This is a genomic window from Ectopseudomonas composti, assembly GCF_900115475.1.
Lineage (GTDB): Bacteria > Pseudomonadota > Gammaproteobacteria > Pseudomonadales > Pseudomonadaceae > Aquipseudomonas > Aquipseudomonas composti.
The window spans coordinates 103,009-129,887 of the sequence record NZ_FOWP01000009.1 but is presented as its reverse complement, the minus strand read 5'-3'; the positions used below and the strand labels follow the sequence as shown (position 1 = coordinate 129,887).

The following is a 26,879-nucleotide window of genomic DNA, read 5'->3' as shown; positions in this document are numbered from 1 at the left end:
TCCGGGCTACGGACTTTAGCGCGCACCAGGCGCACCCTCGAAACGGGCAGGAACGATGCCCTGCCCGCTCGCATCAGTTGTTATACAGATCGATGATCGCGCTGACGGCCTGCGATTTGACCTTGCTGGCGTCGTTGCGCGCCTGCTCGATCTTGTCCAGATAGGCTTCGTCGACGTCACCGGTCACGTACTTGCCATCGAACACGGCACAGTCGAAGTTGTCGATCTTGATCTTCTTGCTGCCACTGACCGCCTCGATCAGATCCGGCAGGTCCTGATAAACCAGCCAGTCGGCACCAATCAGCTCGCAGACCTCTTCAGTGGTGCGGCCGTGCGCGATCAGCTCATGGGCGCTAGGCATGTCGATGCCGTAGACGTTCGGGTAGCGCACCGCCGGGGCTGCCGAGCAGAAGTAGACGTTCTTCGCACCGGCTTCACGGGCCATCTGGATAATCTGCTTGCAGGTGGTGCCACGGACGATGGAGTCGTCCACCAGCATCACGTTCTTGCCGCGAAACTCCAGCTCGATGGCGTTGAGCTTCTGCCGCACGGATTTCTTGCGCGCCGCCTGGCCAGGCATGATGAAGGTACGCCCGATGTAGCGGTTCTTGACGAAGCCTTCGCGAAACTTCACGCCCAGGTGGTTGGCCAGCTCCAGCGCCGCGGTGCGGCTGGTATCAGGAATCGGGATGACCACGTCGATGTCATGCTCCGGACGCTCGCGGAGAATCTTGTCGGCCAGCTTTTCGCCCATGCGCAGACGCGCCTTGTACACCGAAATGCCGTCCATGATCGAATCCGGACGCGCCAGGTAAACGTGCTCGAAGATGCACGGCGCGTACTGCGGATTGGCCGCGCACTGACGGGTAAACAGCTTGCCTTCTTCGGTGATGTAAACCGCCTCGCCCGGCGCCAGGTCGCGGATCAGGGTGAAACCGAGCACGTCCAGCGACACGCTCTCGGAAGCGATCATGTACTCCACGCCCTCGTCGGTGTGACGCTGGCCAAAGACGATCGGGCGGATACCGTTGGGGTCGCGGAAGCCGACGATGCCGTAGCCAGTGATCATCGCCACCACGGCGTAGCCGCCCAGGCAGCGCTCATGCACGTGAGTGACGGCGGCGAACACGTCTTCCTCGGTCGGCTGCAGTTTGCCGCGCTGAGCCAGCTCGTGGGCGAACACGTTGAGCAGCACTTCCGAATCGGAATTGGTGTTCACGTGGCGCAGGTCGGACTCGTAGATTTCCTTGGCCAACTGTTCGACGTTGGTCAGGTTGCCGTTGTGCGCCAGGGTGATGCCATAGGGCGAGTTGACGTAGAACGGCTGCGCCTCGGCCGAGCTGGAACTGCCAGCAGTCGGATAGCGCACGTGGCCGATGCCCATGTGGCCGACCAGACGCTGCATGTGGCGCTGCTGGAAGACATCACGCACCAGGCCATTGTCCTTGCGCAGGAACAGGCGGCCATCATGGCTGGTGACAATACCGGCAGCATCCTGGCCGCGGTGCTGGAGGACGGTCAGCCCGTCATACAGCGCCTGATTGACGTTCGATTTACCGACGATACCGACGATGCCACACATGTGCCACGACCCCTGCTAGATAATTCAGGCTAATTCAGCGACCGATGCAGCGGTTAATCCGCAGCGGCCACTCTTTTAAAGCAGATCGGCTGGGTGAGCCGACCCACTGCTAAACCACTGACCGGACCACCCCAGGATGAGGTTTTTCGACCAGTCGGCGACCATCAGAAAATGCGGCACCAGTTGCGACTGTTGCCACCACGTATCCTGCTCCACCGGTGCCAGGCTGGTCAGCCCAACCAGCAGCACGACTAGCAAACCACCGCGCGCGGCGCCGAATACCATGCCGAGAAAACGGTCGGTGCCGGACAGGCCTGTCACACGGATCAGCTCACCAATGAGAAAATTGACCAGAGCCCCCACCAGCAAGGTGGCGATGAAGAGAATGGCACAGGCCGCTATTACCCGTGCAGAAGGCGTTTCGATAAATTCAACGAGGTGCTGGGCCAGTGCGCCACCGAACATCCAGGCGACCACACCTGCGATGATCCAGGTCAGCAACGACAGCGCTTCCTTGACGAAGCCGCGCTTGAGACTGATCAGACTAGAAATGGCGATGACGGCGATGATCGCCCAATCGACCCAGGTGAATACCACGGTGCGGCCTACCAGCGGGAAAGGCGGAGCATTTTAGCAGAGCCCGGCGAATCGGGTAACCGGGCTTTGCATGTCAACGATGGACTCAGCCCGCCTCAGGCTGGAAACGCACCACGAAACCACTCAGCTTGTGCTGGCGATTGAGCTGGTCACGCAGACGTTCGGCCTCTGCGCGCTCGATCAAAGGACCTACGAACACGCGATTCATCCCGTCGAAGGTACGGATGTAGGCGTTATAGCCCTGACTGCGCAGGGTTTTCTGCAGGTTCTCGGCGCCACCACGGCTGGACAGGCTGGCCAGTTGCACCGACCAACTGATCGGCAGGCTGTTGGCATCCAAACGTGCGTCAGGCTTGGCCGGCGTCGCACTGGCCGCTTGCTCGGTCTTGGCCGGCTCGGGCTTGCTCGGCTGGACAGCAGGCGGCGGCGTTGGCTTGGGCTGCTCAGGGACTTCGACGATCTGAGGCTCTACCTCTTCGACCGGCACAGGCTCCTGCGGCAATGCTTCGGGCTCGACCACTTCTGCAGGTTCGACGATGATTTCGGCAGCGGCCGGCGCTTGCGGCATGGCCGGAGCATCCACCACCACGCGCCGCATCTCGTCCTCGCGCGACAGCAGCATCGGCAGGAAAATCACCGCCAGTGCGACCAGCACCAGAGCACCGACCATGCGCTGCTTGAGCACCTTGTCCAGCATTGCCATCCCCCAATCCCCTTATCAAGCCGGGCGGGCCAGCCAATCCAGGGCCTCGGCCACGCAGAAAAACGATCCGAACAACAGTATTTCGTCACCCTCGGCAGCTTGCTCGCACTGCGCCTCGAGCGCGGCACGGACATCCGCGTACTGCACCACCTTCGCGCCCTGCCCCCGCAGGTGCTCGGCCAGTTCAGCGGCACCACGTGAGCGCGGCGTATCGAGCGGTGCCACAGCCCAGCCTGTGACCTGACTCAGCAGCGGTGCTACCACACCAGGCAAATCCTTGTCGGCCAACAGACCGAATACCGCCCAACGCTTGCCATTCAGCGGACGACTCTCCAGGCGCTGTGCCAGATAGTCAGCTGCATGGGGATTATGCCCAACATCGAGCAACAGTGTGAGCGACTTACCTCGCCAATCCAGTGCGCGGCGATCCAGACGCCCTGTCACCCGCGTGGCGAGCAGGGCCTGCACGATCTGCTGGTGATTCCAGGGCAACGGCAAAAGCGCATAGGCCTGCAATGCCAGCGCGGCGTTTTCCATCGGCAGATCGAGAAGCGGCAGTTGCTCCAGTCGCAGCACGCAGCCCTGCTCGTCGAGCCCATACCAGGACCAATCCTGCTCCTGCACGCTCAGATCATAATCGCGCCCCCGCAGGAACAGCGGCGTGTCCAAAACGGCCGCTTGCTCCAGCAATGGCTGCGGCGGGTCGAGGTCACCGCACAATGCCGGCTTGCCGGCACGCATGATCCCAGCCTTTTCGAAGGCCACTGACTCACGGGTATCGCCCAGCCAGTCAGCGTGATCCAGACCAATGCTGGTGATCAACGCCAGATCGGCATCGACCAGATTCACCGCATCCAGACGCCCACCGAGGCCAACTTCAAGCACCACCGCATCGAGGTGAGCGCGCTCGAACAACCAGAAGGCAGCCAGCGTTCCCATCTCGAAATAGGTCAGGGAAATCTCGCCACGCGCGGCCTCGACCGCAGCGAAAGCCTGGCACAGCCCTTGGTCGCTTGCTTCGACCCCCTGCACGAGCACGCGCTCGTTATAGCGCAGCAGATGAGGCGAGCTGTATACGCCGACACGCTGCCCCTGGGCAGCAATCAAGCTGGCGAAAAAAGCGCAGGTAGAACCCTTGCCATTGGTGCCGGTGACCGTGATCACCAGCGGCGCGGGCTTGCCGAGGCCGAGGCGGCGCGCCACCTCGCGCGAGCGCTCCAGGCCCATGTCGATGGCCGAGGGATGCAACTGCTCGAGATAGGCGAGCCACTCGCCCAGGCTACGTTCGGTCATGCAGTGGCCGGCAGGGAAACCGGAGAAGGACGGTTCATTAGCTGCGCGAGCAGACGCGCCAGGCGTGGACGCAGTTCGTTACGCGGGATGATCATGTCGATAGCACCGTGCTCCAGCAGGAACTCGCTGCGCTGGAAGCCTTCTGGCAGTTTCTCGCGCACGGTCTGCTCGATTACGCGCGGGCCAGCGAAACCGATCAGCGCCTTCGGTTCGGCAACGATAACGTCACCGAGCATCGCCAGACTGGCGGAAACCCCACCGTAGACAGGATCGGTCAGCACGGAAATGAACGGCAGGCCTTCTTCACGCAGGCGCGCCAGAGCGGCGGATGTCTTGGCCATCTGCATCAGCGAGATCAGCGCTTCCTGCATGCGTGCACCGCCGGAAGCGGAGAAGCACACCAGAGGGCAACGCTTTTCCAGCGCAACATTGGCCGCCTGGACGAAACGTTCACCGACAACGGCGCCCATAGAGCCGCCCATGAAGGAGAACTCGAACGCACAGACCGCGATCGGCATCCCCTCGAGGGTACCGCTCATGGAAATCAACGCATCTTTCTCGCCCGTCTGCTTCTGCGCGGCAACCAGGCGATCCTTGTACTTCTTGCTGTCACGGAATTTCAGGCGGTCGACCGGCTCTAGGTCGGCACCGATCTCCTCGCGGCCGTCGGCATCGAGGAACAGATCGATACGCGCGCGCGCGCCGATACGCATGTGATGGTTGCACTTGGGGCAGACATCGAGCGTCTTTTCCAGCTCGGGACGATAAAGCACAGCCTCACAGGACGGGCACTTGTGCCACAAGCCTTCAGGCACCGAGCTTTTCTTCACCTCGGAACGCATGATCGAGGGAATGAGTTTGTCTACCAACCAGTTGCTCATGCTGTCATTTCTCCATAACCGTTGGTTCGGGCGAGCGACTCACGATGGACGCCCACCTCCAGCAATTCTTTTTCGCCGCATTGGCAGGTCAGCCCAGGGCTGCCTGCTGGCGGTGTGACAGGCTAATTGACGGCCTCGCTCGAGTCGCCGTCACATCGCACGCCCTGCACGGCCTGAATGAACGCGCGAATCTTGCCTGCATCCTTTATGCCTTTACTGGCCTCTACCCCACCGCTGACATCCACCGCGTAGGGGCGCACCTGGCGAATCGCCGCCGCTACGTTGCCTGCGTCGAGGCCACCGGCCAGAATGACTGGCTTGCCAGCATCTTCGGGTACCAGTGACCAGTCGAATGAAGCGCCTGTGCCTCCCGGCACGCCGTCGACAAAGGTATCCAGCAGGATGCCGCACGCACCTTCGTAGGGCGCCATCGCTGCTGACACATCCTCGCCGGGGCGAACACGCAATGCCTTGATATAAGGGCGACCGTAACCCTCGCAGTCCGCCGGCGACTCATCACCGTGAAACTGCAGCAGATCCAACGGCAGGCGCTGCAACAAGTGCTGCAATTCATCGCGCGGCATATCGACGAACAGCCCGACAGTGGTCACGAACGGTGGCAACGCCCGCAAGACCGCGGCGGCCTGCTCGATACTGACTGCCCGCGGGCTTTTCGCATAGAACACTAGGCCAATGGCGTCAGCTCCCGCCTCCACCGCCGCCAATGCATCCTCGAGGCGAGTGATCCCACAAATCTTGCTGCGTACGAGCGTCACGTTGACACCTCTTGCCATGCGGACTCGGATGGTAACAAAGGGTTATGGCTGCCGCACGTCCGGCAGACCGGAGAGAAAATGCGGCCCGAGATAGCGCTGTGGCAATTCGAACTCCTCCGGGTAATCGACCTGTATCAGATACAGGCCATAGGGATGTGCAGTCACTCCCCCACTATGCCGATCTCCGCGCTCGAGCACTTCCCGCGCCCACTCAGGCGAGCGTTCACCAGCCCCAATCGTCATCAACACACCGGCGATGTTTCGCACCATATGATGCAGGAAGGCGTTTGCACGTATATCCAGAACAATGAAGCGGCCATGCTCGATCAACTGCAGATGATGCACGGTCTTGACCGGTGATTTGGCCTGGCAGCGCGTCGCCCGAAATGCACTGAAGTCATGCGTCCCGACCAGCGCCAGGGCTGCTTCCCGCATGCGCGCCACGTCAAGCGGCCGATGATTCCAGGTCACCTCTTCGGCCATATGCGCTGGGCGAATCGGATCGTTGTAGATCACGTACCGATAACGCCGTGCCATGGCAGAAAAGCGCGCATGGAAGCGAGCCGGCATCACCTTTGCCCAGGTCACACTGATATCACCTGGCAAATTCATGTTGGCACCCATGATCCAGGCATGCAGCGAACGCTCGACAGTGGTATCGAAATGCACCACCTGACCACTGGAATGCACCGAGGCGTCGGTACGCCCCGCACAGAGGATACTCACCGGCGCACCACCAGAGACCTTGGACAAAGCAGCCTCCAGATGTCCCTGGATAGACGGCACATTCGGCCCCTGGCGCTGAAAACCACGATAACGTGCGCCTTTGTACTCAAGGCCCAGTGCGATTCTGAAAAAGCCAGCGGCCGCCATTTCGGCGGCCGCTACAGGTACTGCGTCAGACATGGAATAGATCAAACCATCTTGGAAATCATCTCGCGAGCTTCCTGCTGCTGTACATCGTTCCCCTCGGCCATCACCTCATCGAGAATATCGCGAGCACCCTCGGTGTCGCCCATGTCGATGTAGGCACGCGCCAGATCCAGCTTGGTTGCTGTCTCGTCGGTGCCGGAGAGGAAGTCGAAGTCATCGTCGCCATCCAGATCACTGGACAGACTATCGATCGGTGCTAGCGGAGTACCCTGCGGTTCTTCGAAATCAGTCGACAGCTGATCCAGCTCGGCGGTCACTTCATCCAGCTGCGCAGCGAAGCTGTCAGGTTCGACAACCGGCTGAGCCGGCGCTTCGTCTTCGAGCGACAGGTCGAAGTCAGCCGGCAGGTCGAGATCGACAGCCGGGGTTTCTTCCGACAGATCGAGGCTCAAGTCGGACAGGTCATTGGCAGGCTGGCTCAGCGGCGCATCATCGTCGAGGCTCAGCAGAAAGTCATCGGCGTCATCGCTGGTAGCTGGTGCCGGCTCATCCAGATCCAGGCTGAACGCGGACAGATCATCGGCCGGTTGCGACAACTCGACCTTGTCGTCATCCAGCGCCAGGTCGAAGTCCAGATCATCTTCGGTGGAAGCGGCCGGCGTAGCGGGCTCGTCAACCAGACCGAAGTCCAGGTCATCATCCAGCGACAGAGGAGCGTCCTCAGCCTTGGCGGATTGCAGATCATTTTCCAGATCGGCCTCGAGGTCGTCCAGACTGAGGTCGAAAGCATCATCCAGATCACCAGCGTTGGACGCAGGTGCTTCGGCGGCTGGCTCGTCCAGGCTGAGGTCATCCAGGCTGAATTCGCTCATGTCGTCATCAGCAGCCGCAGCGGCAGCCACCACACCGGCACCACCTGCAAAGGCGGCGATAGCCGGGTACTTGGACTTCAGTTGCTCGGCCTCGGCATTGACACCACCGATCTCGCGCAACTCATTGTCCTGACGGGCAAAGCCTTCGCGGTCACCCAGCTCGGCATAAACTTCCATCAGTTTCAGGCGCAGATCAGTACGATGCGGCTCGTCGTTGATCGCGTTCTGCAGCAGCTCCGCCGCCTGGTTGAAACGGCCGTAGGCGATGTAGATATCGGCCTCACCCAGCGCATCACCCGTCTGCGCGATAACACGCTCTTCACCCGCAGCTTGTGCGGACTGCACAGGCTCGTCGTCGAGACCTGCGAAACTGTCTTCCGGCATGTCCAGATCGGATGCAAAGGCCTGATCCTGAGACAGATCGTCGGCCAGTTCCTCTTGCAGCTCGGCTTCCTTCATGGCGTTGCGACGCGACAGCGCCATCAGACCCACCAACAGCAGCAGCAGCGCACCACCACCCGCCAGCCCCAGGGTCATTGGGTTGGCCATCAGATCATCGATGAAGCTCTGCGCTGCTGGAGCCGGTGCGGGCGCAGCGGGTTTGGCGGCTTCGACCGGTTTGGCCGGAGCCGGAGCCGGAGCAGCAGGCTCAACGACAGCAGCCGGCTCACTGGCCGGCTGTTCGGTGGCGGCGGCGCTGTCCTCGACAGGCGCAGCCGGCTCCTCGGAGTAGTTGTAGTCAGGCGCCGCCTCCTCAGGCGGCGTAGCAGGCGGTGTTGCCGCCTCCGTAGCTGGCGGCGCGGCCTCAGGTGCCGCTACTGGGGTTTCCGCTGGTGTTTCCGTAGCCGGCTCTTGCGTTGTAGCGGGAGCAGGAGCTGCGGGTTCTGCGGAGAGGTTGGCCTGCAACTTGGCCAACTGACTATCCTTCAGCTCCATCAGACGCTGCAGCTTGTCCAGCTGGCTTTGCAAATCACCTACACGGCTCTGCAGTTCAGCATTCTCGCGACGAGTCGAGTCCAGGCTTTCCTGAGTCACGGCGAGCTTGTCGGCCAGCGCTTTGCTGTTGGCCGACCCGGTATCGCTACCGCGAGTGGATTGGCCTGCTTCAGCAGCGACCAGCTTCAGGCTATCACCCGCCTCTGCAGTCGCCGGCGCGGCGCCCGCCGTGGTACGGCGAGTAGCATCCAGCTGACGCGAAGCGACCGCACGACCTTCGCGCCAGGCGGCATTCTGTTCGGCAACCTGAGCGACCGCCTCGGTATTGCTGCGGCTACGAATCTGCTGTTCGTCCGGCAGACGCAGCACCTGGCCACTCTTCATGCGGTTGATATTGCCGCCAATGAAGGCATCAGGGTTCAGGTCCTGAATGGCTAGCATGGTCTGGTTGACCGAGGAACTACCACCGACGCGCTGAGCGATTTCCCACAGCGTGTCGTTGGCAGTAGTTTTGTATTCGTTACCGGAAATGGCGCGCGACGCAGGTGCCGGCGCGGCAGGACGCGGAGCCGGCGCGGGGGCAGCGCTGCGCGGTGCAGGTGCAGGTGCAGGTGCCACAGACGGACGCGGTGCGGGCGCGGCGATGGGCAACTGCGGCGCAGCGGCTACGGTAGTTTGCGGAGAGTAAAGCGGCGGATCGAGCAGCAGGGTGTATTCACGCAGCAACCGACCATTCGGCCAGAGCACTTCTACCAGGAAGTTGAGGTAGGGTTCGCGTACTGCCTTGCTCGAGGTGACGCGAATCACGCTCTTGCCGTTGGGCTTCAATACGGGAGTGAATTTGAGATCGGTCAGGAAGTACTGGCGGTCGACACCCGCTTTGACGAATTCCTCAGGGGACGCGAGAGTGGGAATCACCTCGTTGGAGGCTAGATCGCGCACCTCCAGCAATTCGATTTCCGCTACCAACGGCTGATTCAAAGAGGATTGCAGGGTAACTTCACCCAACCCCAACGCATGCGCCATACCGGAAGACAGCGCGGAAGCGGCTGCGATTGCCAGCACCAGTTTGCGAACCCGAACCATAGCGTTATCCCTTGTTTTATCTTTTTTCTCGGCATGCGAGAGGGTCTTGAGAACTGCTGCCTGCCTCCGCTCCGAGAGCGGCTCCCCATTCAGCAATCAACTCAGCCAGTATTGCCAAGCTAGAAAGATTCTTCAAATTTCTAGGTAAGTATCTTTTACAGATAGTGTTTTATCAATAACTCCGCTATTTGCACAGCATTCAAGGCGGCGCCTTTTCTCACATTATCAGACGCAATCCACAAATTGAGTTGCCTTGGATCACTCACGCCACGACGAACACGCCCGACATACACCTGATCCTGCCCCACTGCATCGCCCACTGCCGTCGGGTAGTCACCTGCCTCGACCAATTCGATGCCCTGCTCGGCTTCGAGCAGTTGCTGTACTGCGAGCACATCAATATCCGCATCAGACTGCACGCCAACTGCCAGGCTGTCACCAAAGAACACCGGCACCAGCGCGCAGGTTGCCGCCACTGGAAGCGCCGGCAAACCCAACAGTTGCTGCAGTTCGGCAGCCAGACGCACCTCCAACTGGGCATGCCCCTGATCGTCCACTGCGCCGACCTGCGCCAGGAGGTTGAAGGCAATCTGCCGATCCATCGTCTTCGACTCCAGCGGACGCCCGTTGAGCAGTTCGGCAGTTTGTCGCGCCAGCTCCTGAACACCACTACGCCCCAGAGTGGAGATAGACAGCATGGCAGTCACCTGCAACCGCTGCGGCTGCAGCACAGGCTTGAGTGTCGCCAGTACCAGCGCACAGGCAACTGCCGAGGGCGTGGGCGCACTGACACACCAAGGCCTGGTCAATGCCGGCAGCCCTTCAGCGCCACGCTCGGGCAACACACAGGGCGCCTGATCCAGTGACAATGCAGCGCTCAGGTCGATCAGCGAGCACCCTGCAGCCAGCACGCGCTCACGACAGGTGCGCGTGACCTCTGCCCCTGCGGCGAAAAACGCCAGTTGCACCTGGGCGAAATCGAAGGTATCGAGCGAGCGAACCCGTACCTGACGCCCACGAAATGAAAGGCTCTGCCCCGCCGACTCGCTACTGGCCAGTAGATGCAGGTCCTGCACCGGGAACTCACGCTCTTCGAGCAATTCGACCAGTGCTTCGCCGACATTGCTGGTGGCGCCGATCACGGCGATATTGATGGACTGGCTCATGGAGGGGACCTGTGACGCGGAGGGAGCGGCACTGTAACCGCGCCCCATCAGCCAGGCAATCAGCTTAGGTGCCCAGAAAAGACAAAGCCCTTCTGCCGCAGCAGAAGGGCTTTGTCTGACTCAAGATGCATGCCCCGCGCTTAGCGTTCCAGCAGGATCCGCAGCATGCGCCGCAGCGGCTCGGCAGCGCCCCACAACAGCTGGTCACCAACGGTGAACGCGCCCAGGTACTGCGAGCCCATGTTGAGCTTGCGCAGACGACCAACCGGAACGCTCAGGGTACCTGTCACGGCAGTCGGGCCGAGATCGCGAATGGAGTCTTCACGATGATTCGGCACCAGCTTGACCCAGGGATTGTGCTGGCTGATCAGGCCTTCGATGTCGGCCATCGGCACGTCCTTGTTCAGCTTGATGGTCAGCGCCTGGCTGTGGCAACGCATGGCGCCGATGCGCACGCAAATGCCGTCGACCGGGATCGGGTTCTTGAAGCGGCCGAGAATCTTGTTGGTTTCGGCCTGCGCCTTCCACTCTTCGCGGCTCTGCCCGTTCGGCAGCTCCTTGTCGATATAGGGGATCAGGCTGCCAGCCAGCGGCACGCCGAAGTTGTCGACCGGGAAACCTTCGCCACGCATGGCCTCGGCGACCTTGCGGTCGATGTCGAGAATGGCACTGGCCGGATCGGCCAGTTCATCGGCGACAGCGCCGTTGATCGCACCCATCTGCTTGATCAGCTCACGCATGTTCTGCGCACCCGCACCTGAAGCGGCCTGGTAGGTCATGGCGCTCATCCACTCCACCAGGCCGGCCTCGTACAGACCGCCGAGGGCCATCAGCATCAGGCTGACGGTACAGTTTCCGCCGATGTAGTTCTTGGTGCCGGCGTCCAGCGCCTGGTCGATCACCTTGCGGTTGACCGGGTCGAGCACGATCACCGAATCATCGTCCATGCGCAGGCTGGAGGCCGCGTCGATCCAGTAGCCCTGCCAGCCGGCTTCACGCAGCTTGGGGAAGACTTCGCTGGTGTAGTCGCCGCCCTGGCAGGTCAGGATCACGTCCAGACCTTTGAGGTCGTCAATGCTGTAGGCATCTTTCAGCGTCGCGATGTCCTTGCCAATGGCAGGGCCTTGGCCACCGACATTGGAAGTGGTGAAGAACACCGGCTCGATCAGGTCGAAGTCCCGTTCTTCCAGCATGCGCTGCATGAGCACGGAACCGACCATGCCACGCCAACCGATCAGACCTACACGTTTCATAACGACTACACCTATTATAAACAGCCCGCCGGAACCACCCCGGCGGGGCTGGGAAGATTACAGACTACGCAGCGCTTCGACTACTGCATCACCCATGGCAGCGGTACCGACCTTGGTCTTGCCTTCGGACCAGATGTCGCCCGTGCGCAGGCCCTGATCCAGCACCAGGCTCACCGCATTCTCGATGGCATCGGCGGCAGCGACCTGGCCGAAGCTGTAACGCAGCATCATGGACACCGAGAGAATAGTGGCCAGCGGGTTGGCGATGCCCTTGCCGGCGATGTCCGGCGCGGAGCCATGGCACGGCTCGTACATGCCCTTGTTGCTGGCGTCCAAGGATGCCGACGGCAGCATGCCGATGGAACCGGTCAGCATCGAAGCTTCGTCAGACAAAATGTCACCAAACATGTTGTCGGTGACCATCACGTCGAATTGCTTGGGTGCGCGCACCAGTTGCATGGCGGCGTTGTCGACGTACATGTGGCTCAGTTCGACGTCCGGGTAGTCCTTGGCCACTTCCTCGACCACGGCACGCCACAGCTGGCTGGACGCCAGGACGTTGGCCTTGTCCACCGAGCACAGCTTCTTGCCACGCACACGGGCCATGTCGAAACCGACCTTGGCGATGCGGCGGATTTCGCTCTCGCTGTACGGCAGGGTGTCGTACGCCATGCGCTCGCCGTTTTCCAGCACCTTGCTCTCGCGTGGCTGGCCGAAATAGATGCCACCGGTCAGCTCACGCACGATGAGGATATCCAGGCCTGCGACGATTTCGGGCTTGAGGCTGGAGGCCTCGGCCAGCTGCGGGTACAGCAGCGCCGGGCGCAGGTTGCCGAACAGGCCCAGCTGCGAACGGATCTTCAGCAGGCCACGCTCAGGGCGGATGGCCGGGTCGATTGTGTCCCACTTCGGACCGCCAACGGCGCCGAGCAGAATCGCATCGGCAGCACGGGCACGTGTCAGGGTCTCGTCGGCCAGCGGTACGCCGTAACGGTCGATGGCGGCACCGCCCAGGTCATCGAAGCTCAGCTCGAAGCCCAGCGCGTACTTGTCGTTGGCCAGGTTCAGCACCTTGACCGCCTCGGCCATGATTTCCGGGCCAATGCCGTCACCAGGAAGAACCAGAATCTGCTTGCTCATCACATCCTCGATACGCAGTAGGGTGCGCCGTGCGCACCATTTAAACAGTGAGTCAGTCGGTGCGCACAGCGCACCCTACTTGATCGCGCCGAACAGCCAGGGGCTGCCCTGCTGGTAACCGACCTCGAACGCCTTGATCGCTTCTTGATCCTGCAGAGTCAGGCCGATGTCATCCAGACCGTTGAGCAGGCAATGCTTACGGAAGGCATCGACCTCGAAGCTGTACTGCACGCCATCGGGACGCGTCACGGTCTGCGACTCGAGGTCGACGGTCAGTTGATAGCCTTCGGTGGCCTCGGCCTGCGCGAACAGCGCATCGACCTCTTCATCCTTGAGGATGATCGGCAGCAGGCCATTCTTGAAGCTGTTGTTGAAGAAGATGTCGGCGAAGCTCGGCGCGATCACGGTGCGGAAACCGTACTCGTCCAGCGCCCACGGCGCGTGCTCACGCGAGGAGCCACAGCCGAAGTTCTCGCGGGCCAGCAGCACGCTGGCGCCCTGGTAACGCGGGAAGTTGAGCACGAAGTCCTGGTTGATCGGACGCTTGGAGTTGTCCTGGTTCGGCTGGCCGACATCCAGGTAGCGCCACTCATCGAACAGGTTGGGGCCGAAGCCGGTGCGCTTGATCGACTTAAGGAACTGCTTGGGGATGATCTGATCGGTGTCGACGTTGGCGCGGTCGAGCGGGCAGACCAGGCCGGTGTGTTGGGTGAAAGCTCTCATATGCGGTCTCCTCAGGCCTGGATCAATTCGCGAACGTCGATGAAACGACCGGTTACCGCAGCAGCGGCAGCCATGGCCGGGCTCACCAGGTGGGTACGGCCACCGGCGCCCTGACGGCCTTCGAAGTTGCGGTTGGAGGTCGAGGCGCAATGCTCGCCGCTGCCCAGCTTGTCCGGGTTCATCGCCAGGCACATGGAGCAACCCGGCTCACGCCATTCGAAACCCGCCTCGATGAAGATCTTGTCCAGCCCTTCGGCCTCGGCTTGCGCCTTGACCAGGCCGGAGCCCGGCACCACCAGCGCCTGCTTGACGGTAGCGGCGACCTTGCGCCCCTTGGCCACCTCGGCGGCGGCGCGCAGGTCTTCGATGCGCGAGTTGGTGCAGGAACCGATGAATACGCGATCGAGCTGAATGTCGGTGATCGGCTGATTGGCGCTCAGACCCATGTACTTCAGCGCGCGGCTGATCGAGTCCTTCTTCACCGGATCGCCTTCGACGGCCGGGTCCGGCACGTTCTGGTCGACGGCCAGCACCATTTCCGGCGAAGTGCCCCAGCTGACCTGCGGCTTTATGTCTTCAGCCTTCAGCTCGACCACGGTGTCGAATACCGCGTCGGCGTCGGACACCAGGGTCTGCCACTGCGCCACGGCCTTGTCCCAGTCGCTGCCCTTGGGCGCGAACGGACGGTCCTTGACGTAGGCGATGGTCTTCTCGTCCACCGCCACCAGGCCCACACGGGCGCCGGCCTCGATGGACATGTTGCAGATGGTCATGCGCCCTTCCAGCGACAGATCGCGGATCGCACTGCCGGCAAACTCCAACGCATGGCCATTGCCGCCAGCGGTGCCGATCTTGCCGATCACGGCCAGCACGATGTCCTTGGCGGTGACGCCGAACGGCAGTTTGCCTTCGACGCGTACCTGCATGTTCTTCATCTTCTTGGCCACCAGGCACTGGGTGGCGAGCACGTGCTCGACCTCGGAGGTGCCGATGCCGTGGGCCAACGCACCGAAGGCGCCATGGGTGGAGGTGTGCGAGTCGCCGCAGACCACAGTCATACCTGGCAGGGTGGCGCCCTGCTCCGGGCCAACCACGTGGACGATGCCCTGGCGCACGTCGTTCATCTTGAATTCGAGGATGCCGAAGTCATCGCAGTTCTCGTCCAGGGTCTGTACCTGAATACGCGAGACTTCGTCGGCGATGGCTTCGAGGCCACCCTGACGCTCGGCCTTGGTGGTCGGCACGTTGTGATCCGGCGTGGCAATGTTGGCATCGATGCGCCACGGCTTGCGCCCGGCCAGGCGCAGACCTTCGAAAGCCTGCGGCGAGGTCACTTCATGGAGGATGTGACGATCGATGTAGATCAACGAGGAACCGTCGTCACGACGTTTCACTTCGTGCATTTCCCAGAGCTTGTCGTAGAGCGTCTTGCCAGTCATCAGCCTTACCTCATCAGCGCCTTTTGAGCACATCCGTAAACTGCCTGCGTTATCACCGCTCGGCGTCAGAAGTGCACTTTTCTATGCCGGGGCGAAAATGGCCCTTCGGCTTATGGGGAGAATGCTATGGCCAGGCATGAAATAACTCAAATTCATATTTTTTATTCAAAGGATTCCGAAGAGGAATGTATGCTCAGAGCATCATTACTGACCCGGAGCGTTCCATGGATCTGGCCAACCTCAATGCCTTCATCGCCATCGCCGAGACCGGCAGCTTTTCCGAAGCGGGCGAGCGCCTGCACCTCACTCAACCGGCCGTGAGCAAACGCATCGCCGGCCTGGAACAACAGCTGGGTGTGCGCCTGTTCGACCGCCTGGGCCGCGAGATTGGCCTGACCCAGGCCGGCCGCGCCCTGTTGCCGCGCGCTTACCAGATTCTCAACGTGCTGGACGACACGCGTCGTGCGCTGACCAACCTGTCCGGCGAAGTCAGCGGCCGCCTGACCCTCGCCACCAGTCACCATATCGGCCTGCACCGCCTCCCCGCCCTGCTGCGCGCCTTCACCCGCGCCCACCCGCAGGTGGCACTGGACATCCAGTTCCTCGATTCAGAGGTGGCATATGAAGAAGTGCTGCATGGCCGCGCCGAACTGGCAGTGATCACCCTCGCCCCGGAAACCCGTGAGCCGATCCGCGCGGTTGCCGTATGGGACGACCCGCTGGATTTCGTCGCCGCACCGGAACACCCGCTGGCGCGCAGCCAGTTGATCAGCCTGGCCGACGTGGCACAGCACCCGGCGGTTTTCCCTGGCGGCAACACCTTCACCCACCACATCGTCCAGCGCCTGTTCGAGGCCCAGAGCCTGACGCCCAACATCGCCATGAGCACCAACTACCTGGAAACCATCAAGATGATGGTGTCCATCGGCCTGGCCTGGAGCGTGCTACCGCGCACCATGCTCGACGAGCAGGTCGCGCGCCTGCCGATACCGGGCATCCAGCTGACCCGCCAGCTGGGCTACATCCTGCATACCGAGCGCACGCTCTCGAATGCCGCACGGGCATTCATGGATCTGCTCGACAGCCAACGGGACGATCTTGCATAGGCATCCGAACTGAGACTAACGTGGCGGCATAACGACAAAAACGTATCTACATGCCTCTAACGCCCGCCCCGCGCATCGCGCATTCCGGAGAAAGGTTCGGCCATGTCCAGATCGACTGACCAGACCCCGCCCCTGCCCCATATACCGGCGATGGACCCCGCCGAATTCGAGCAGACCTGGCAGGATGCGCCACGTTTGCTGGCTGCGCTGAACGGCGCCCATCTCGGCACCTGGTACTGGGACATTCGCAGCGGCCAGGTCAACTGGTCGCGCGGCGCCCAGGCACTGTTCGGGCTGGACCCCAATCGCCCGGTAACGCGCGAGCTGCATTACATCGAACTGATCCCCGAAGAGGAGCGCGCCGAAGTCCTGGCGAAATTCAACGCCATCCTCAAGGGCGAGCAGATCGCCAACGCCCTGCGCCACCGCATCCGCTGGCCGGACGGCAGCCTGCACTGGCTAGAGATCACCGGAAGCCTGCAGTACGAGGCCGACGGCCGGCCGCGCATGTTCGGCGTGATCCGCGACATCAGCGCCCAGCAGGAGCGCGCCGAAGCACTGAGCGCATCCGAGGAGCGCTTCGCCAGCCTGTTCCGCCTGAGCCCCGACATCATGATGCTGGTGCGCTACGACGACAGCGCGATCATCGAGATCAACCAGCACTTCACTATGGCCTTCGGCTGGACGGCTAACGAAATTCTCGGCCTCCACACCCACGACCTGAACCTCTGGGTCCACGCCAGCCAGCGCGACCAACTTCGCCAGCAGGCTCCGCAGAGCCGGGAGCCGGTAATTCAGGAAGTGCAACTGCGCACCCGCAGCGGTGCGATTCTCGACGGCATCCTGTCGAGCCAGTACATCGAACTGCAGGGTGAGCGCCTGATGCTCTGCACCTTCCTCGATACCAGCGAGCGCAAGCGTGCAGAAAACGCGCTGCGTGCCAGCGAGGAAAAATTCGCCAAGGCCTTCATGCACACTCCCGATGCGGTCTCCATCACCGACCGCACGACGGGCCGCTTCATCGAGGTCAACCCGAGCTTCGAACAGCAGTTTGGCTGGAGCAGCGCCGAAGCCGTAGGGCGCACCTCTCTGGAGTTGGGTATCTGGGCGGACCCGGATGACCGCCAGCGCATGCTCGAAGCACTGCAGAGCGGACGCCTGGACAACCTTGAGGTGCGCCTGTTCAGCCGCGATGGCAAGGTCACCAGCAACCTGCTGTTCGGTGGCGAGATCGAGCTGAACGGCAACACCTGCCTGGTCCTGACCGTACGCAACATCACCGAGCAACGCGCGCAAGAGCAGGCGCTCAAAGACAGCAAACAGCGCCTGCGCCTGGCATTGGAGTCCGCTGACCTGGGCACCTGGGACTGGCATATTCCCAGCAGCCAGCTGTTCGCCAGTGCCCGAGCGTCCCAGCTCCAAGGCCTGGAATCACTACCGTTCGAGGGTGTCTTCCTCGACTTCTTCCGCCAGGTGCCGATGGAAGATCGGCACAGCCTGCGCCAGAGCTACCAACGACTGGTCGACGAACGCCGCAGCCATTATCAGGTGACCTACCGGGTGCAGTTGGAAAATGGCTGCCTGCGTTTTCTCGAAAGCACCGCCAAGCTGCAACTCGACGATGCCGGCCAGCCGCTGCGCATGGTCGGCACGCTGGTCGACATCAGCGAGCGCGTGCTGCGTGAACAACGCCTGCAAGCCTCGGAAGAGAAGTTCGCCAAGGCCTTCCACTCCAGCCCGGACGCCATCACCATCACCGAACGCGACAGCGGCCGCTACATCGAAATCAACGAAGGCTTCACCCGCATCACCGGTTACCAGGACTGGGAGGTGATCGGCCGTACGGTGCATGAGCTGAGCATCTGGGCCTACCCCGAAGAGCGCGTGCGCATGATCGAGCACCTGGCCCAGCAGGGCCAGGTGCTGCATATGGAAATGCACGGTCGCCATCGCGATGGCGAGGTACGCCTGGTCGACGTCTCCGTACAGCCTATCGAGCTCAATGACGTGCCTTGTTTGCTGCTCACTGCACGCGACATCAGCGAGCTGAAACAAGCCCAGGCGCAAGTCCAGCACCTGGCCTATCACGACGCACTGACCAACCTGCCCAACCGCGCGCTGCTGATGGATCGCCTCACCCAACAGATCTCCCTGCTCAAGCGCCATGACCTACGCGGCGCCCTGCTCTTCCTCGACCTCGACCACTTCAAGCACATCAACGATTCGCTCGGACATCCGGTCGGCGACTCCGTTTTACGCCTGGTCACTGCCCGACTGGAAGCCAGCGTGCGCCTGGAAGACACCGTTGCGCGCCTGGGCGGGGACGAATTCGTGGTATTGCTCTCCGGCCTGGAGGGCAAGCGCTCGGAAGTCACCCGTCGCGTACGCCAGGTCGCCGAAAAACTGCGCCAGCTGCTGGCCGAGCCGATGTTGCTGGACGGCCATCGCCTGCAAGTAACCCCGAGCATCGGCGTCGCCCTGATTCCCGACCACGGCAACACCCCGGCGGACCTGCTCAAGCGCGCCGATATAGCCCTGTACCGCGCCAAGGATTCCGGGCGCAACGCCATCCAACTGTTTCGTACCACCATGCAGGACGCAGCCAGCGCCCGCCTGCGTCTGGAGAACGATCTGCGCCTGGCCCTGGCCCGCGGCGAGTTCGAACTGCACTTCCAACCCCAGGTCGATGCCCGTGACGGCAAGGTGATCGGTGCCGAGGCGCTGCTACGCTGGCAGCATCCACAACTGGGCCCACAGTCGCCTGCGCAGTTCATTCAGGTTCTCGAGGAAAGCGGGCTGATCGTCGAGGTCGGCGGCTGGGTACTGGCCGAGGCCTGCCATTTCTGCTCACAACTGCTGGCTGGCCACCTGATCGATGGCGAGCGTTTCAGCCTGTGCGTCAACATCAGCCCCCGGCAGTTTCGCCAGCACGATTTCGTCGAACGGGTCTCGGGCAGCCTGCGCGACAGCCAACTGCCCAACACCATGCTCAAGCTGGAGATCACCGAAGGCATCGTCATCCAGAACATAGACGACACCGTTGGCAAGATGCTGCGCCTGAAAAAGCATGGCGTCAGCTTTGCCATGGACGACTTTGGCACCGGCTACAGCTCGCTGACGTACCTCAAACGCCTGCCGGTAGACATGCTGAAGATCGATCAATCGTTCGTGCGTGACGCCACCTGCGACCCCAACGATGCCGAGATCATTCGCGCCATCGTGGCCATGGCCCGCAGCCTGGGCCTGGCGCTGATCGCCGAGGGTGTCGAGCAACAGGACCAGCTGGATTTCCTGCAAGCTCAGGGTTGCCACCTCTACCAGGGCTACCTGTTCAGCAAACCGCTGCCGCAGGAGGCGTTTCGCGCACTACTGGGCAGCCAGCAGCCGTAACCTGGCAGCGCACCCTAGCTGCCCTGAAACGAAGAAGGCGCCCCGTGGGGCGCCTTCTTCATCAGCTAGCGGCTCAGTTTTCCAGCGCCGGGCGCTGGCTGCCGATAGGAATGCGCTTGGCCTTGGCCTCTTCCGGCACGATACGCTCCAGCTCGACATGGAGCAGACCGTTGGCCAGATTGGCGCCTTTGACCTCGATATGATCCGCCAGACGGAACGACAGCTTGAACGCACGCTGGGCGATGCCCTGATGCAGATAGCTGATGCTCTCGGCGCTACGATCACGCTTGTTGCCCACCACGGTCAACACGTCGCGCTCGACTTGCAGCTCCAGGTCATCTTCCTGGAAACCGGCAGCCGCCACCACGATGCGGTAGTGATCCTCGCCGTGCTTCTCGACGTTGTAGGGCGGATAGGAGCTGCCAGCATCGTTGCTACGCAGGGCAGACTCGAAAAGATCGTTGAAACGGTCGAAACCGACAGACTGGCGGAACAGAGGGGCCAGGGACAGTACGTTGCTCATGAGTAATCTCCTGAAATTTCAGCAAGTGTCATATTGCGGAACCCGACTTCGGCATCCCGCTGTCACTTATCTGAGGTCGGTCGGAAATTTTTCAAGGGCAAAAAACCAGTAGGGTGCGCCGTGCGCACCAACGTTTGACAGGCGGTGCGCACAGCGCACCCTACACGGAGAACGCCAACAACTGGTCGATACGCGCGCAATCCTGCTCACGCCGCACCTCGGCGAACAGCGCCACGGCCTCCGGATAGGTGCGCGTAAGCATCGCCAGCCACTGCTTCAAACGCCCAGGTGCATAGCGCGGCGCCAGCTTGCGCCGTGCCTGCTGCCAGAAATCGAGCAGCAGGGGCTGCAGTTCGGCCCAACTCATTTCCTGCGGCTCCTCACCGGCCCTGACCGCCGCAATCTGTCGCGCCAGACCAGGGCGAGACACCAATCCGCGGCCCAGCATAATGTCGTCCACACCACTGATTTCGCGGCAGCGGCGCCAATCTTCCAGCGTCCACACCTCGCCATTGGCGAATACCGGCACACCAACCACATCCTGCACCCGCGCCACCCACTCCCAATGCGCCGGTGGTTTGTAGCCCTCGACCTTGGTCCGCGCGTGCACGACGATCTGGCTGGCGCCGCCCTCGGCCAGAGCGCGCGCGCAGTCCAGCGCACCCTCCTTGCCCTCGAAGCCCAGGCGCATCTTCGCGGTGACTGGGATTTCGGCCGGTACTGTGCGCCTGACCTCACGGACGATGGCATGCAACAGCTCCGGCTCCTTGAGCAACACCGCGCCACCGCGCGACTTGTTCACCGTCTTGGCCGGGCAACCGAAATTGAGATCGATCACCGGCGCGCCGAGCGTGCAGGCGAAGGCGGCGTTGTCCGCCAGGCACTGCGGATCGGAGCCGAGGAACTGCACGCGCATCGGCGTGCCGGCCTGGGTGCGCGCGCCGTTGAACAACTCAGGGGCCAGCTTGTGATAGGTGGCCGCCGGTAACAGCCGTTCGCTGACGCGAATGAACTCGGTAACGCACCAGTCGATGCCGCCGATGCGGGTCAGCACGTCGCGCAGAATCTCGTCGACCAGCCCCTCCATGGGCGCCAGGGCGATTTGCATGAGGTTGTCCGGAAAAATGGGGCGCACAGTTTAGGGGCTGCGCGAAAAGCCGTCGAGCGATGCTCAGGCGAGGCGAAAGACGATGCTCAAACCGCACTCGGCAGGGCCACAGGTGTCGTATCTACGGCATCAGATAGGCCACACTGGCACTCAACCCAACAGAGAGTCTCGCCATGCGTTATCTCGCACTGATCTTTCTGGGCATCTGCTGCTGGAGCGCCCAGGCTAACGAGGCGATGCCCAGTGGCATCGCCCCCATGCCAGCAGACCCGGCTGTCGATGCACTGGCGCGCTTGATAGCCAGCCGTGACAACAACGCGCCGAATGCCTGCGATGTGGAGCTCTATATCAACCAGCAAGTGGTGGCGAAACTTGGCCCCGGCGAGCACACCAGCCTGGACCTGCCCAGCGGCGAACTGAGCGTCGCCGTGGCCATGTCGCCAGACGGCTATTGCGGCGGCCGTGGGCCGGATGTGGCGCAATCCGTCATCCTGCGCCCCGGTGAAACCCGCCAGTTCGCCGTCACGGTCGAAGCCGAGCAGGTATTTCTCGCACCGCTGGACAACTGAGCAGCCTTACAACTCCAGCGGATACGGCGGCGTCAGCGCCTTGCCATAGCCCTCGATGAACTCCGCCGGCATGCGCTTGGGGCGCCCGCTGGACAGTTCGATACAGACGAATGTGGTCTTGGCACGCAGCAAGGTAAGGCCATCTTCCGGGCGCACCAGCTGGAAACGTCGATCCATCTTCAGACGCTGATCAGACTCGACGATCCAGGTCGCCATCTGCAGATGCTGCCCTTCATAGGCGCTGGCCAGGTAGTCGATCTCATGACGAACCACAGCCATGGCGCGGTCCAGGCGGCGGTACTCGACCAGATCCAGCCCGAGGAACTGCGAGTGCCGCCAGGCACAGCGCTCCAGCCAACTGACGTACACCGCGTTATTGGCATGGCCAAGGCCGTCGATGTCCTCTGCGCTCACTTCGATATCGATGACGAAGGGGCTGGGCAACTCCCAGTTCATGACTCTACCTCCAGGTGTGCAGCCTGCGCGCAGCAAGCTGAGTGGTCCGATTCCAGAGCGTGGCTGCACGCGTCCTCGGCAGCCGTTGATCAGGTGCCGCATAATACGCCGCATACCCTCTCCATGCAGTGCCGAGCTTTCATCGCAGCATCGCCGCACGCCATAATGTTGCGCACTCGCCCGAGAGCCCGAGAACGAGCAATTGACTGCCATCCTGCGCCTATTGATGCTTCTGCTGTTGCCAGCACTGACCTGGGCAGAAAGCCTGCCACTGCCGATTGGCCAGATGCAGGCACTGCCCGGGCCTTACATGGAGTACTGGGAAGACCCGGACGGCCGAACCGACATCACCGATGTTCGCGCACTACCCGATTCTGCCTGGCAAGCAGTAGGCAAGCGCGATGCCAGCTTCGGCTACGGCGGCAGCGCCTACTGGTTGCGCCTGGATGTGCACAATCCGCACAACCGCTCGCTGGGCTGGGTGCTGCTGATCGGTAATCCGCTACTGGATCAACTCGACGCCTACGGCCTGGACGGCAAACGCATCTACCGCGCCGGTGACCAGCGCCCCTTCGACTGGCGCTGGGTCGAACATCGGCAACTGGTATTACCCCTCAACCTGGAGTCCGGCGAGCGACAGCGTATCTGGCTGCGCATGCAGACCAACGGCTCGGCCAACCTCAGCGCCAGCCTGATGACACGCGAGACGTTCGACCATCAGGAACAGCACAGCCTGTTGCTACAGGGCCTGTTCTTCGGCGCCCTTATGGCGATGCTGATCTACAGCCTGAGCATTTTCTGCATCACCCGTGACCGCAACTACCTCTGGTACAGCCTGTTCGTTGCCAGCTTCAGCCTTTACCAGTTCATCCAGCTCGGCTTCGCCCTGCAATGGTTGTGGCCCAACGCCCTGACCTGGCATCAACTGAGCTTCCCGCTCAGCTCGGCGCTGGCGACGCTGTTCGGCATTCACTTCATCTACGGCGTGCTGGAGCTGGAAAAGGCCGCCAAGCCCTATCGCTGGGTCGCCAATGCACTCAAGGCCTGCTCCTGGCTGGTAATGGGCATGGCGCTACTCGGCCCATACACACCCGCTCTGATCGGCAGTTTCGTGCTGCTGGTAGCCTGTGCCCTGGCCGCTTTCGTCATTACCCTGCTGCGCTGGCGCGGCGGTTACGCGGCCGCGCGCCTGTTCGCCCTGGGCTGGTTCGTACTGATTACAGCCAGCGTCGCCAGTATCCTCACCGGCACCGGCCTGCTGCCCTACTCGTTGCTGACCCTGCACGCGCAGCAGATTGGCGGCCTGATCGAGATGACGGTGTTTTCCATCGCCCTGGCCTCGCGTATCCGCCAGGTACAGGAAGCTGAGCACCTGGCCCAGGCCAAGCTGATCGACCAGGAGCGCCGCCTGCGCACCGAGCAAACCAAACACCTGGAGCTGCAGACGCAGATCAGTGACAGCCTGGAACACCGTGTCCAGGAGCGAACCGCGACGCTTCAGGACACCCTGCAACAGCTCTCCAACGCCAACCTGCGACTGGCGGAGCTGAATCGCCGCGACGGACTGACCGGCCTGTTCAATCGCCAGACGCTGAGTGAAGAACTGTCGCGCGCCTGCGCCCGTGTCGTACGCAGCCGACAGTCGCTGGCGGTGCTGATGCTGGACCTGGATCACTTCAAGCAGGTCAATGATCGCTACGGTCATCTCGCCGGCGATGCCTGCCTGCGCCATGCAGCCCAGCGCATCCAGCAACGCCTGCGCAGCAGCGACCTGCTGGCACGCTTTGGCGGCGAAGAGTTCGTCGCCCTGCTCGACAGTACCGATCTCACCGGCGCGCTCGACCTAGCCGAACAACTGCGCGAAGACCTGGCGCAGAATCCCTGCCTCTACCAGCAGCAGTCGATAGCGCTGAGCATGAGCATCGGCCTGTACGCCGCCGTACCGAGCGACCCGGAGTGCGGCGAGCAATGGCTGGAGCTGGCCGACCGCGCCCTGTACCGCGCCAAGGCAAGCGGGCGCAATCGCGTGGTCAGCTACGAGGCCAGGGCCTTCAACGACGCCTGAGGCACTTGCCCACCAGCTCGAGCACAGCCTTCAGGATCACAGGATCACTCAACAGACGCTGATGCCCACCTGCCGGCAGGCGCACATCGAGAATCAGAGAAAGGGGACAAAACAAAAAGGGGCCACCTCGTAAGAGGTGGCCCCTGGGCTCCGCAAATGCGGCAAGAAAATGGCGTCCCCTAGGGGACTCGAACCCCTGTTACCGCCGTGAAAGGGCGGTGTCCTAGGCCACTAGACGAAGGGGACGAAACCTTCGAACGACAAGGCCAGCGCTAGGCTGGCCTTGTGTGTGATTGGTGGAGCTAAACGGGATCGAACCGTTGACCTCTTGCATGCCATGCAAGCGCTCTCCCAGCTGAGCTATAGCCCCGAAACCTTGCGGTCGGCTGCAACGCCTTGGCGTTGCGGCTGGAATAATGGCGTCCCCTAGGGGACTCGAACCCCTGTTACCGCCGTGAAAGGGCGGTGTCCTAGGCCACTAGACGAAGGGGACGCAAGACCCTAATCGCGAACCGATTCACATCGATTCTGGCACTCCCGAAGGAGTCGAGATTGGTGGAGCTAAACGGGATCGAACCGTTGACCTCTTGCATGCCATGCAAGCGCTCTCCCAGCTGAGCTATAGCCCCATCTCGAGGACGGGGCGCATGTTAAGAGCGCCCCGATTGGCTGTCAACAACATTTTTCCTGCCAGCCAAAAGTTTTTGCCACTAGAACAATTACTTAGAGCCAACCTGACGATCAAACGCCGGCATAATCGTAGGGTGCGCCATGCGCACCAATGCTCGACAGCACAGCACGCGGTGCGCACGGCGTACCCTACGAAGGCATCAAGCGATGCTGGCCAGCAGCTTCTCCCACTCCTTGGTCTCTTTCTTCGAGGTACCGCCGAGCAGCTCCAGCGCCTGGCGCAGGCGGAAGCGGGTCAGATCCGGGCCGAGGATTTCCATGGCATCGAGCACCGATACCGAGCTGGCCTGACCGGTGATCGCCGCGAACATCAGCGGCATGGCGTCACGCAGCTTCAGTTCAAGATGCTCGACCACAGCCTGGATGCAGCCGGTGATGCGCTCCTTTTCCCACTGACGCAACGACTCGAGCTTCCACAGGATCAGCTGCATCAGCTGACGCACCTGATCGGCCGAGAGCTTCTTGTGCTCGAACAGCTTGGCATCCAGGTTCAGGCCACCGGAGAAGAAAAAGCCGGCCAACGGTGCGATCTGGCTGAAGGTTTCCACCCTGCCCTGCACGTGCGGCGCAATCTTCATCAGGTATTCGGGGTTGAGCGCCCACTTCTGCACTTCGGCAGCGAAGGTTTCCACCGGCAGCTCACGCAGCCACTGGCCATTGAGCCAGGAGAGCTTTTCCAGATCGAAGATCGGCCCGCCCAGCGACACGCGGTTGATGTCGAAGTGTTCGATCATCTCGTTCAGAGAGAACTTCTCGCGCTCGTCCGGCATCGACCAGCCCATGCGGCCGAGGTAGTTGAGCATGGCCTGCGGCAGGTAGCCCATGCGCTCGTAGAAGGTGATGCTGGTGGGGTTCTTGCGTTTGGACAGCTTGCTCTTGTCCGGATTGCGCAGCAGCGGCATGTAGCACAGCGCCGGCTGCTCCCAGCCAAAGTATTCATACAGCTTGATCAGCTTGGGCGCCGATGGCAGCCATTCCTCACCGCGCAGCACGTGAGTGATGCCCATCAGGTGGTCGTCGACCACGTTGGCCAGGAAATAGGTCGGCAGGCCATCGGCCTTCATCAACACCTGCATGTCCATGCGATCCCATGGAATCTCGACATCGCCACGGAGCATGTCTGGCACCACGCAGACGCCTTCACTCGGCACCTTCATGCGCACGACATGCGATTCGCCTGCGGCAATACGGCGCTGCGCCTCGGCAGGCTCCATATGCATGCAGTGGCCGTCGTAACGCGGCGTTTCCTTGTTGGCCATCTGCTGCGCACGCACTTCATCGAGACGCTCGGCGGAGCAGAAGCACGGGAACGCATGGCCCTTGGCGACCAGTTCGTCCGAATATTTCTTGTAGATCTCGCCGCGCTCGCTCTGACGGTACGGGCCATGTGGGCCGCCGACGTCCGGGCCCTCGTCCCACTCGATACCCAGCCAACGCAGGGCGTCGAAAATCTGCTGTTCGGACTCACGCGTCGAACGCAGTTGGTCGGTGTCTTCGATGCGCAGGATGAACTGGCCACCGTGCTGGCGAGCGAAGCACAGGTTGAACAGCGCGATATAAGCGGTGCCGACATGGGGGTCGCCGGTTGGCGATGGCGCGATACGGGTACGGACGGTGGTCATGGATGCTCTCGGAAGGAAGACACGAGGTTT

Annotated in this window: 21 protein-coding genes and 4 tRNA genes; 4 read left to right on the top strand and 21 right to left on the bottom strand. The window is 62.0% G+C overall.

Annotation, left to right across the window (positions count from 1 at the left end; genetic code table 11):
- Window positions 1-73: 73 nt before the first annotated feature.
- The 13 genes from purF to leuC form a co-directional block, all read right to left on the bottom strand.
- Entirely contained in the window at window positions 74-1,582 is a 1,509-nt protein-coding gene (gene purF, locus BM059_RS16875; RefSeq protein WP_037004158.1) for an amidophosphoribosyltransferase, read from the bottom strand.
- A gap of 75 nt (window positions 1,583-1,657) precedes the next feature.
- Window positions 1,658-2,179 (bottom strand): CvpA family protein, encoded by a 522-nt coding sequence (locus BM059_RS16870; RefSeq protein ID WP_074940242.1) that lies wholly within the window; start codon window positions 2,177-2,179, stop codon window positions 1,658-1,660.
- A gap of 85 nt (window positions 2,180-2,264) precedes the next feature.
- Complete coding sequence (locus tag BM059_RS16865) at window positions 2,265-2,882, bottom strand: SPOR domain-containing protein (protein ID WP_074940238.1); 618 nt, start codon at window positions 2,880-2,882, stop codon at window positions 2,265-2,267.
- A gap of 15 nt (window positions 2,883-2,897) precedes the next feature.
- The gene (gene folC, locus BM059_RS16860) at window positions 2,898-4,175 is read right to left on the bottom strand and encodes a bifunctional tetrahydrofolate synthase/dihydrofolate synthase (protein ID WP_074940236.1); all 1,278 of its coding nucleotides are present in this window, start codon (window positions 4,173-4,175) and stop codon (window positions 2,898-2,900) included.
- Window positions 4,172-5,056, bottom strand: a complete 885-nt coding sequence (gene accD, locus BM059_RS16855) for an acetyl-CoA carboxylase, carboxyltransferase subunit beta (protein WP_037004162.1) — start codon at window positions 5,054-5,056, stop codon at window positions 4,172-4,174. The genes folC and accD overlap by 4 nt, the downstream gene beginning before the upstream one ends.
- Window positions 5,057-5,178: 122 nt before the next feature.
- On the bottom strand, window positions 5,179-5,850 hold the full coding sequence (locus BM059_RS16850; protein ID WP_074940233.1) for a phosphoribosylanthranilate isomerase: 672 nt from the start codon (window positions 5,848-5,850) through the stop codon (window positions 5,179-5,181).
- Window positions 5,851-5,874: 24 nt separating this feature from the next.
- The gene (truA, locus tag BM059_RS16845; RefSeq protein WP_074940232.1) at window positions 5,875-6,738 is read right to left on the bottom strand and encodes a tRNA pseudouridine(38-40) synthase TruA; all 864 of its coding nucleotides are present in this window, start codon (window positions 6,736-6,738) and stop codon (window positions 5,875-5,877) included.
- Window positions 6,739-6,746: 8 nt separating this feature from the next.
- Entirely contained in the window at window positions 6,747-9,599 is a 2,853-nt protein-coding gene (locus BM059_RS16840) for a motility hub landmark protein FimV (RefSeq protein WP_074940230.1), read from the bottom strand.
- A gap of 155 nt (window positions 9,600-9,754) precedes the next feature.
- A complete protein-coding gene (locus tag BM059_RS16835) occupies window positions 9,755-10,765 on the bottom strand; it encodes an aspartate-semialdehyde dehydrogenase (RefSeq protein WP_074940226.1) in 1,011 nt (336 codons plus the stop codon).
- A gap of 140 nt (window positions 10,766-10,905) precedes the next feature.
- On the bottom strand, window positions 10,906-12,018 hold the full coding sequence (gene asd, locus BM059_RS16830; protein WP_074940223.1) for an aspartate-semialdehyde dehydrogenase: 1,113 nt from the start codon (window positions 12,016-12,018) through the stop codon (window positions 10,906-10,908).
- A gap of 57 nt (window positions 12,019-12,075) precedes the next feature.
- Entirely contained in the window at window positions 12,076-13,158 is a 1,083-nt protein-coding gene (leuB, locus tag BM059_RS16825) for a 3-isopropylmalate dehydrogenase (protein WP_074940220.1), read from the bottom strand.
- 75 nt (window positions 13,159-13,233) lie between these two features.
- Complete coding sequence (gene leuD, locus BM059_RS16820) at window positions 13,234-13,881, bottom strand: 3-isopropylmalate dehydratase small subunit (protein WP_074940217.1); 648 nt, start codon at window positions 13,879-13,881, stop codon at window positions 13,234-13,236.
- 11 nt (window positions 13,882-13,892) lie between these two features.
- Window positions 13,893-15,320 (bottom strand): 3-isopropylmalate dehydratase large subunit, encoded by a 1,428-nt coding sequence (gene leuC / locus BM059_RS16815; RefSeq protein ID WP_074940215.1) that lies wholly within the window; start codon window positions 15,318-15,320, stop codon window positions 13,893-13,895.
- A gap of 224 nt (window positions 15,321-15,544) precedes the next feature.
- Between leuC and BM059_RS16810 the strand changes: the two genes are divergently transcribed.
- The gene (locus tag BM059_RS16810) at window positions 15,545-16,426 is read left to right on the top strand and encodes a LysR family transcriptional regulator (RefSeq protein ID WP_074940424.1); all 882 of its coding nucleotides are present in this window, start codon (window positions 15,545-15,547) and stop codon (window positions 16,424-16,426) included.
- A 102-nt stretch (window positions 16,427-16,528) separates the two neighbouring features.
- On the top strand, window positions 16,529-19,816 hold the full coding sequence (locus BM059_RS16805; RefSeq protein ID WP_074940212.1) for a sensor domain-containing protein: 3,288 nt from the start codon (window positions 16,529-16,531) through the stop codon (window positions 19,814-19,816).
- A 73-nt stretch (window positions 19,817-19,889) separates the two neighbouring features.
- Here the strand turns inward: BM059_RS16805 and BM059_RS16800 are convergent, their stop codons facing one another.
- The gene (locus BM059_RS16800; protein WP_037003867.1) at window positions 19,890-20,339 is read right to left on the bottom strand and encodes an Hsp20 family protein; all 450 of its coding nucleotides are present in this window, start codon (window positions 20,337-20,339) and stop codon (window positions 19,890-19,892) included.
- Window positions 20,340-20,499: 160 nt separating this feature from the next.
- Entirely contained in the window at window positions 20,500-21,447 is a 948-nt protein-coding gene (locus BM059_RS16795; RefSeq protein ID WP_037003865.1) for a tRNA dihydrouridine synthase, read from the bottom strand.
- A 173-nt stretch (window positions 21,448-21,620) separates the two neighbouring features.
- On the opposite strand from BM059_RS16795, the gene BM059_RS16790 reads away from it, so the two are divergent.
- A complete protein-coding gene (locus tag BM059_RS16790) occupies window positions 21,621-22,016 on the top strand; it encodes a hypothetical protein (RefSeq protein WP_074940210.1) in 396 nt (131 codons plus the stop codon).
- A 6-nt stretch (window positions 22,017-22,022) separates the two neighbouring features.
- Here the strand turns inward: BM059_RS16790 and BM059_RS16785 are convergent, their stop codons facing one another.
- Entirely contained in the window at window positions 22,023-22,472 is a 450-nt protein-coding gene (locus BM059_RS16785) for an acyl-CoA thioesterase (protein ID WP_037003863.1), read from the bottom strand.
- A 202-nt stretch (window positions 22,473-22,674) separates the two neighbouring features.
- Here BM059_RS16785 and BM059_RS16780 point away from each other — a divergent pair, with 202 nt between their 5' ends.
- Window positions 22,675-24,537 (top strand): sensor domain-containing diguanylate cyclase, encoded by a 1,863-nt coding sequence (locus tag BM059_RS16780; RefSeq protein WP_244154421.1) that lies wholly within the window; start codon window positions 22,675-22,677, stop codon window positions 24,535-24,537.
- A 170-nt stretch (window positions 24,538-24,707) separates the two neighbouring features.
- Here the strand turns inward: BM059_RS16780 and BM059_RS16775 are convergent.
- The 5 genes from BM059_RS16775 to gltX form a co-directional block, all read right to left on the bottom strand.
- A tRNA-Glu gene (locus tag BM059_RS16775) sits at window positions 24,708-24,783 on the bottom strand.
- Window positions 24,784-24,831: 48 nt separating this feature from the next.
- Window positions 24,832-24,907: transfer RNA gene (locus BM059_RS16770), tRNA-Ala, on the bottom strand.
- Between the two features lie 47 nt (window positions 24,908-24,954).
- Window positions 24,955-25,030: transfer RNA gene (locus BM059_RS16765), tRNA-Glu, on the bottom strand.
- 60 nt (window positions 25,031-25,090) lie between these two features.
- Window positions 25,091-25,166 (bottom strand) — tRNA-Ala (locus BM059_RS16760).
- Window positions 25,167-25,367: 201 nt separating this feature from the next.
- Window positions 25,368-26,849 carry a glutamate--tRNA ligase gene (gene gltX / locus BM059_RS16755; RefSeq protein ID WP_074940204.1) on the bottom strand — a complete coding sequence of 494 codons (1,482 nt, stop codon included), beginning with the start codon at window positions 26,847-26,849 and terminating at the stop codon, window positions 25,368-25,370.
- Window positions 26,850-26,879 lie beyond the last annotated feature (30 nt).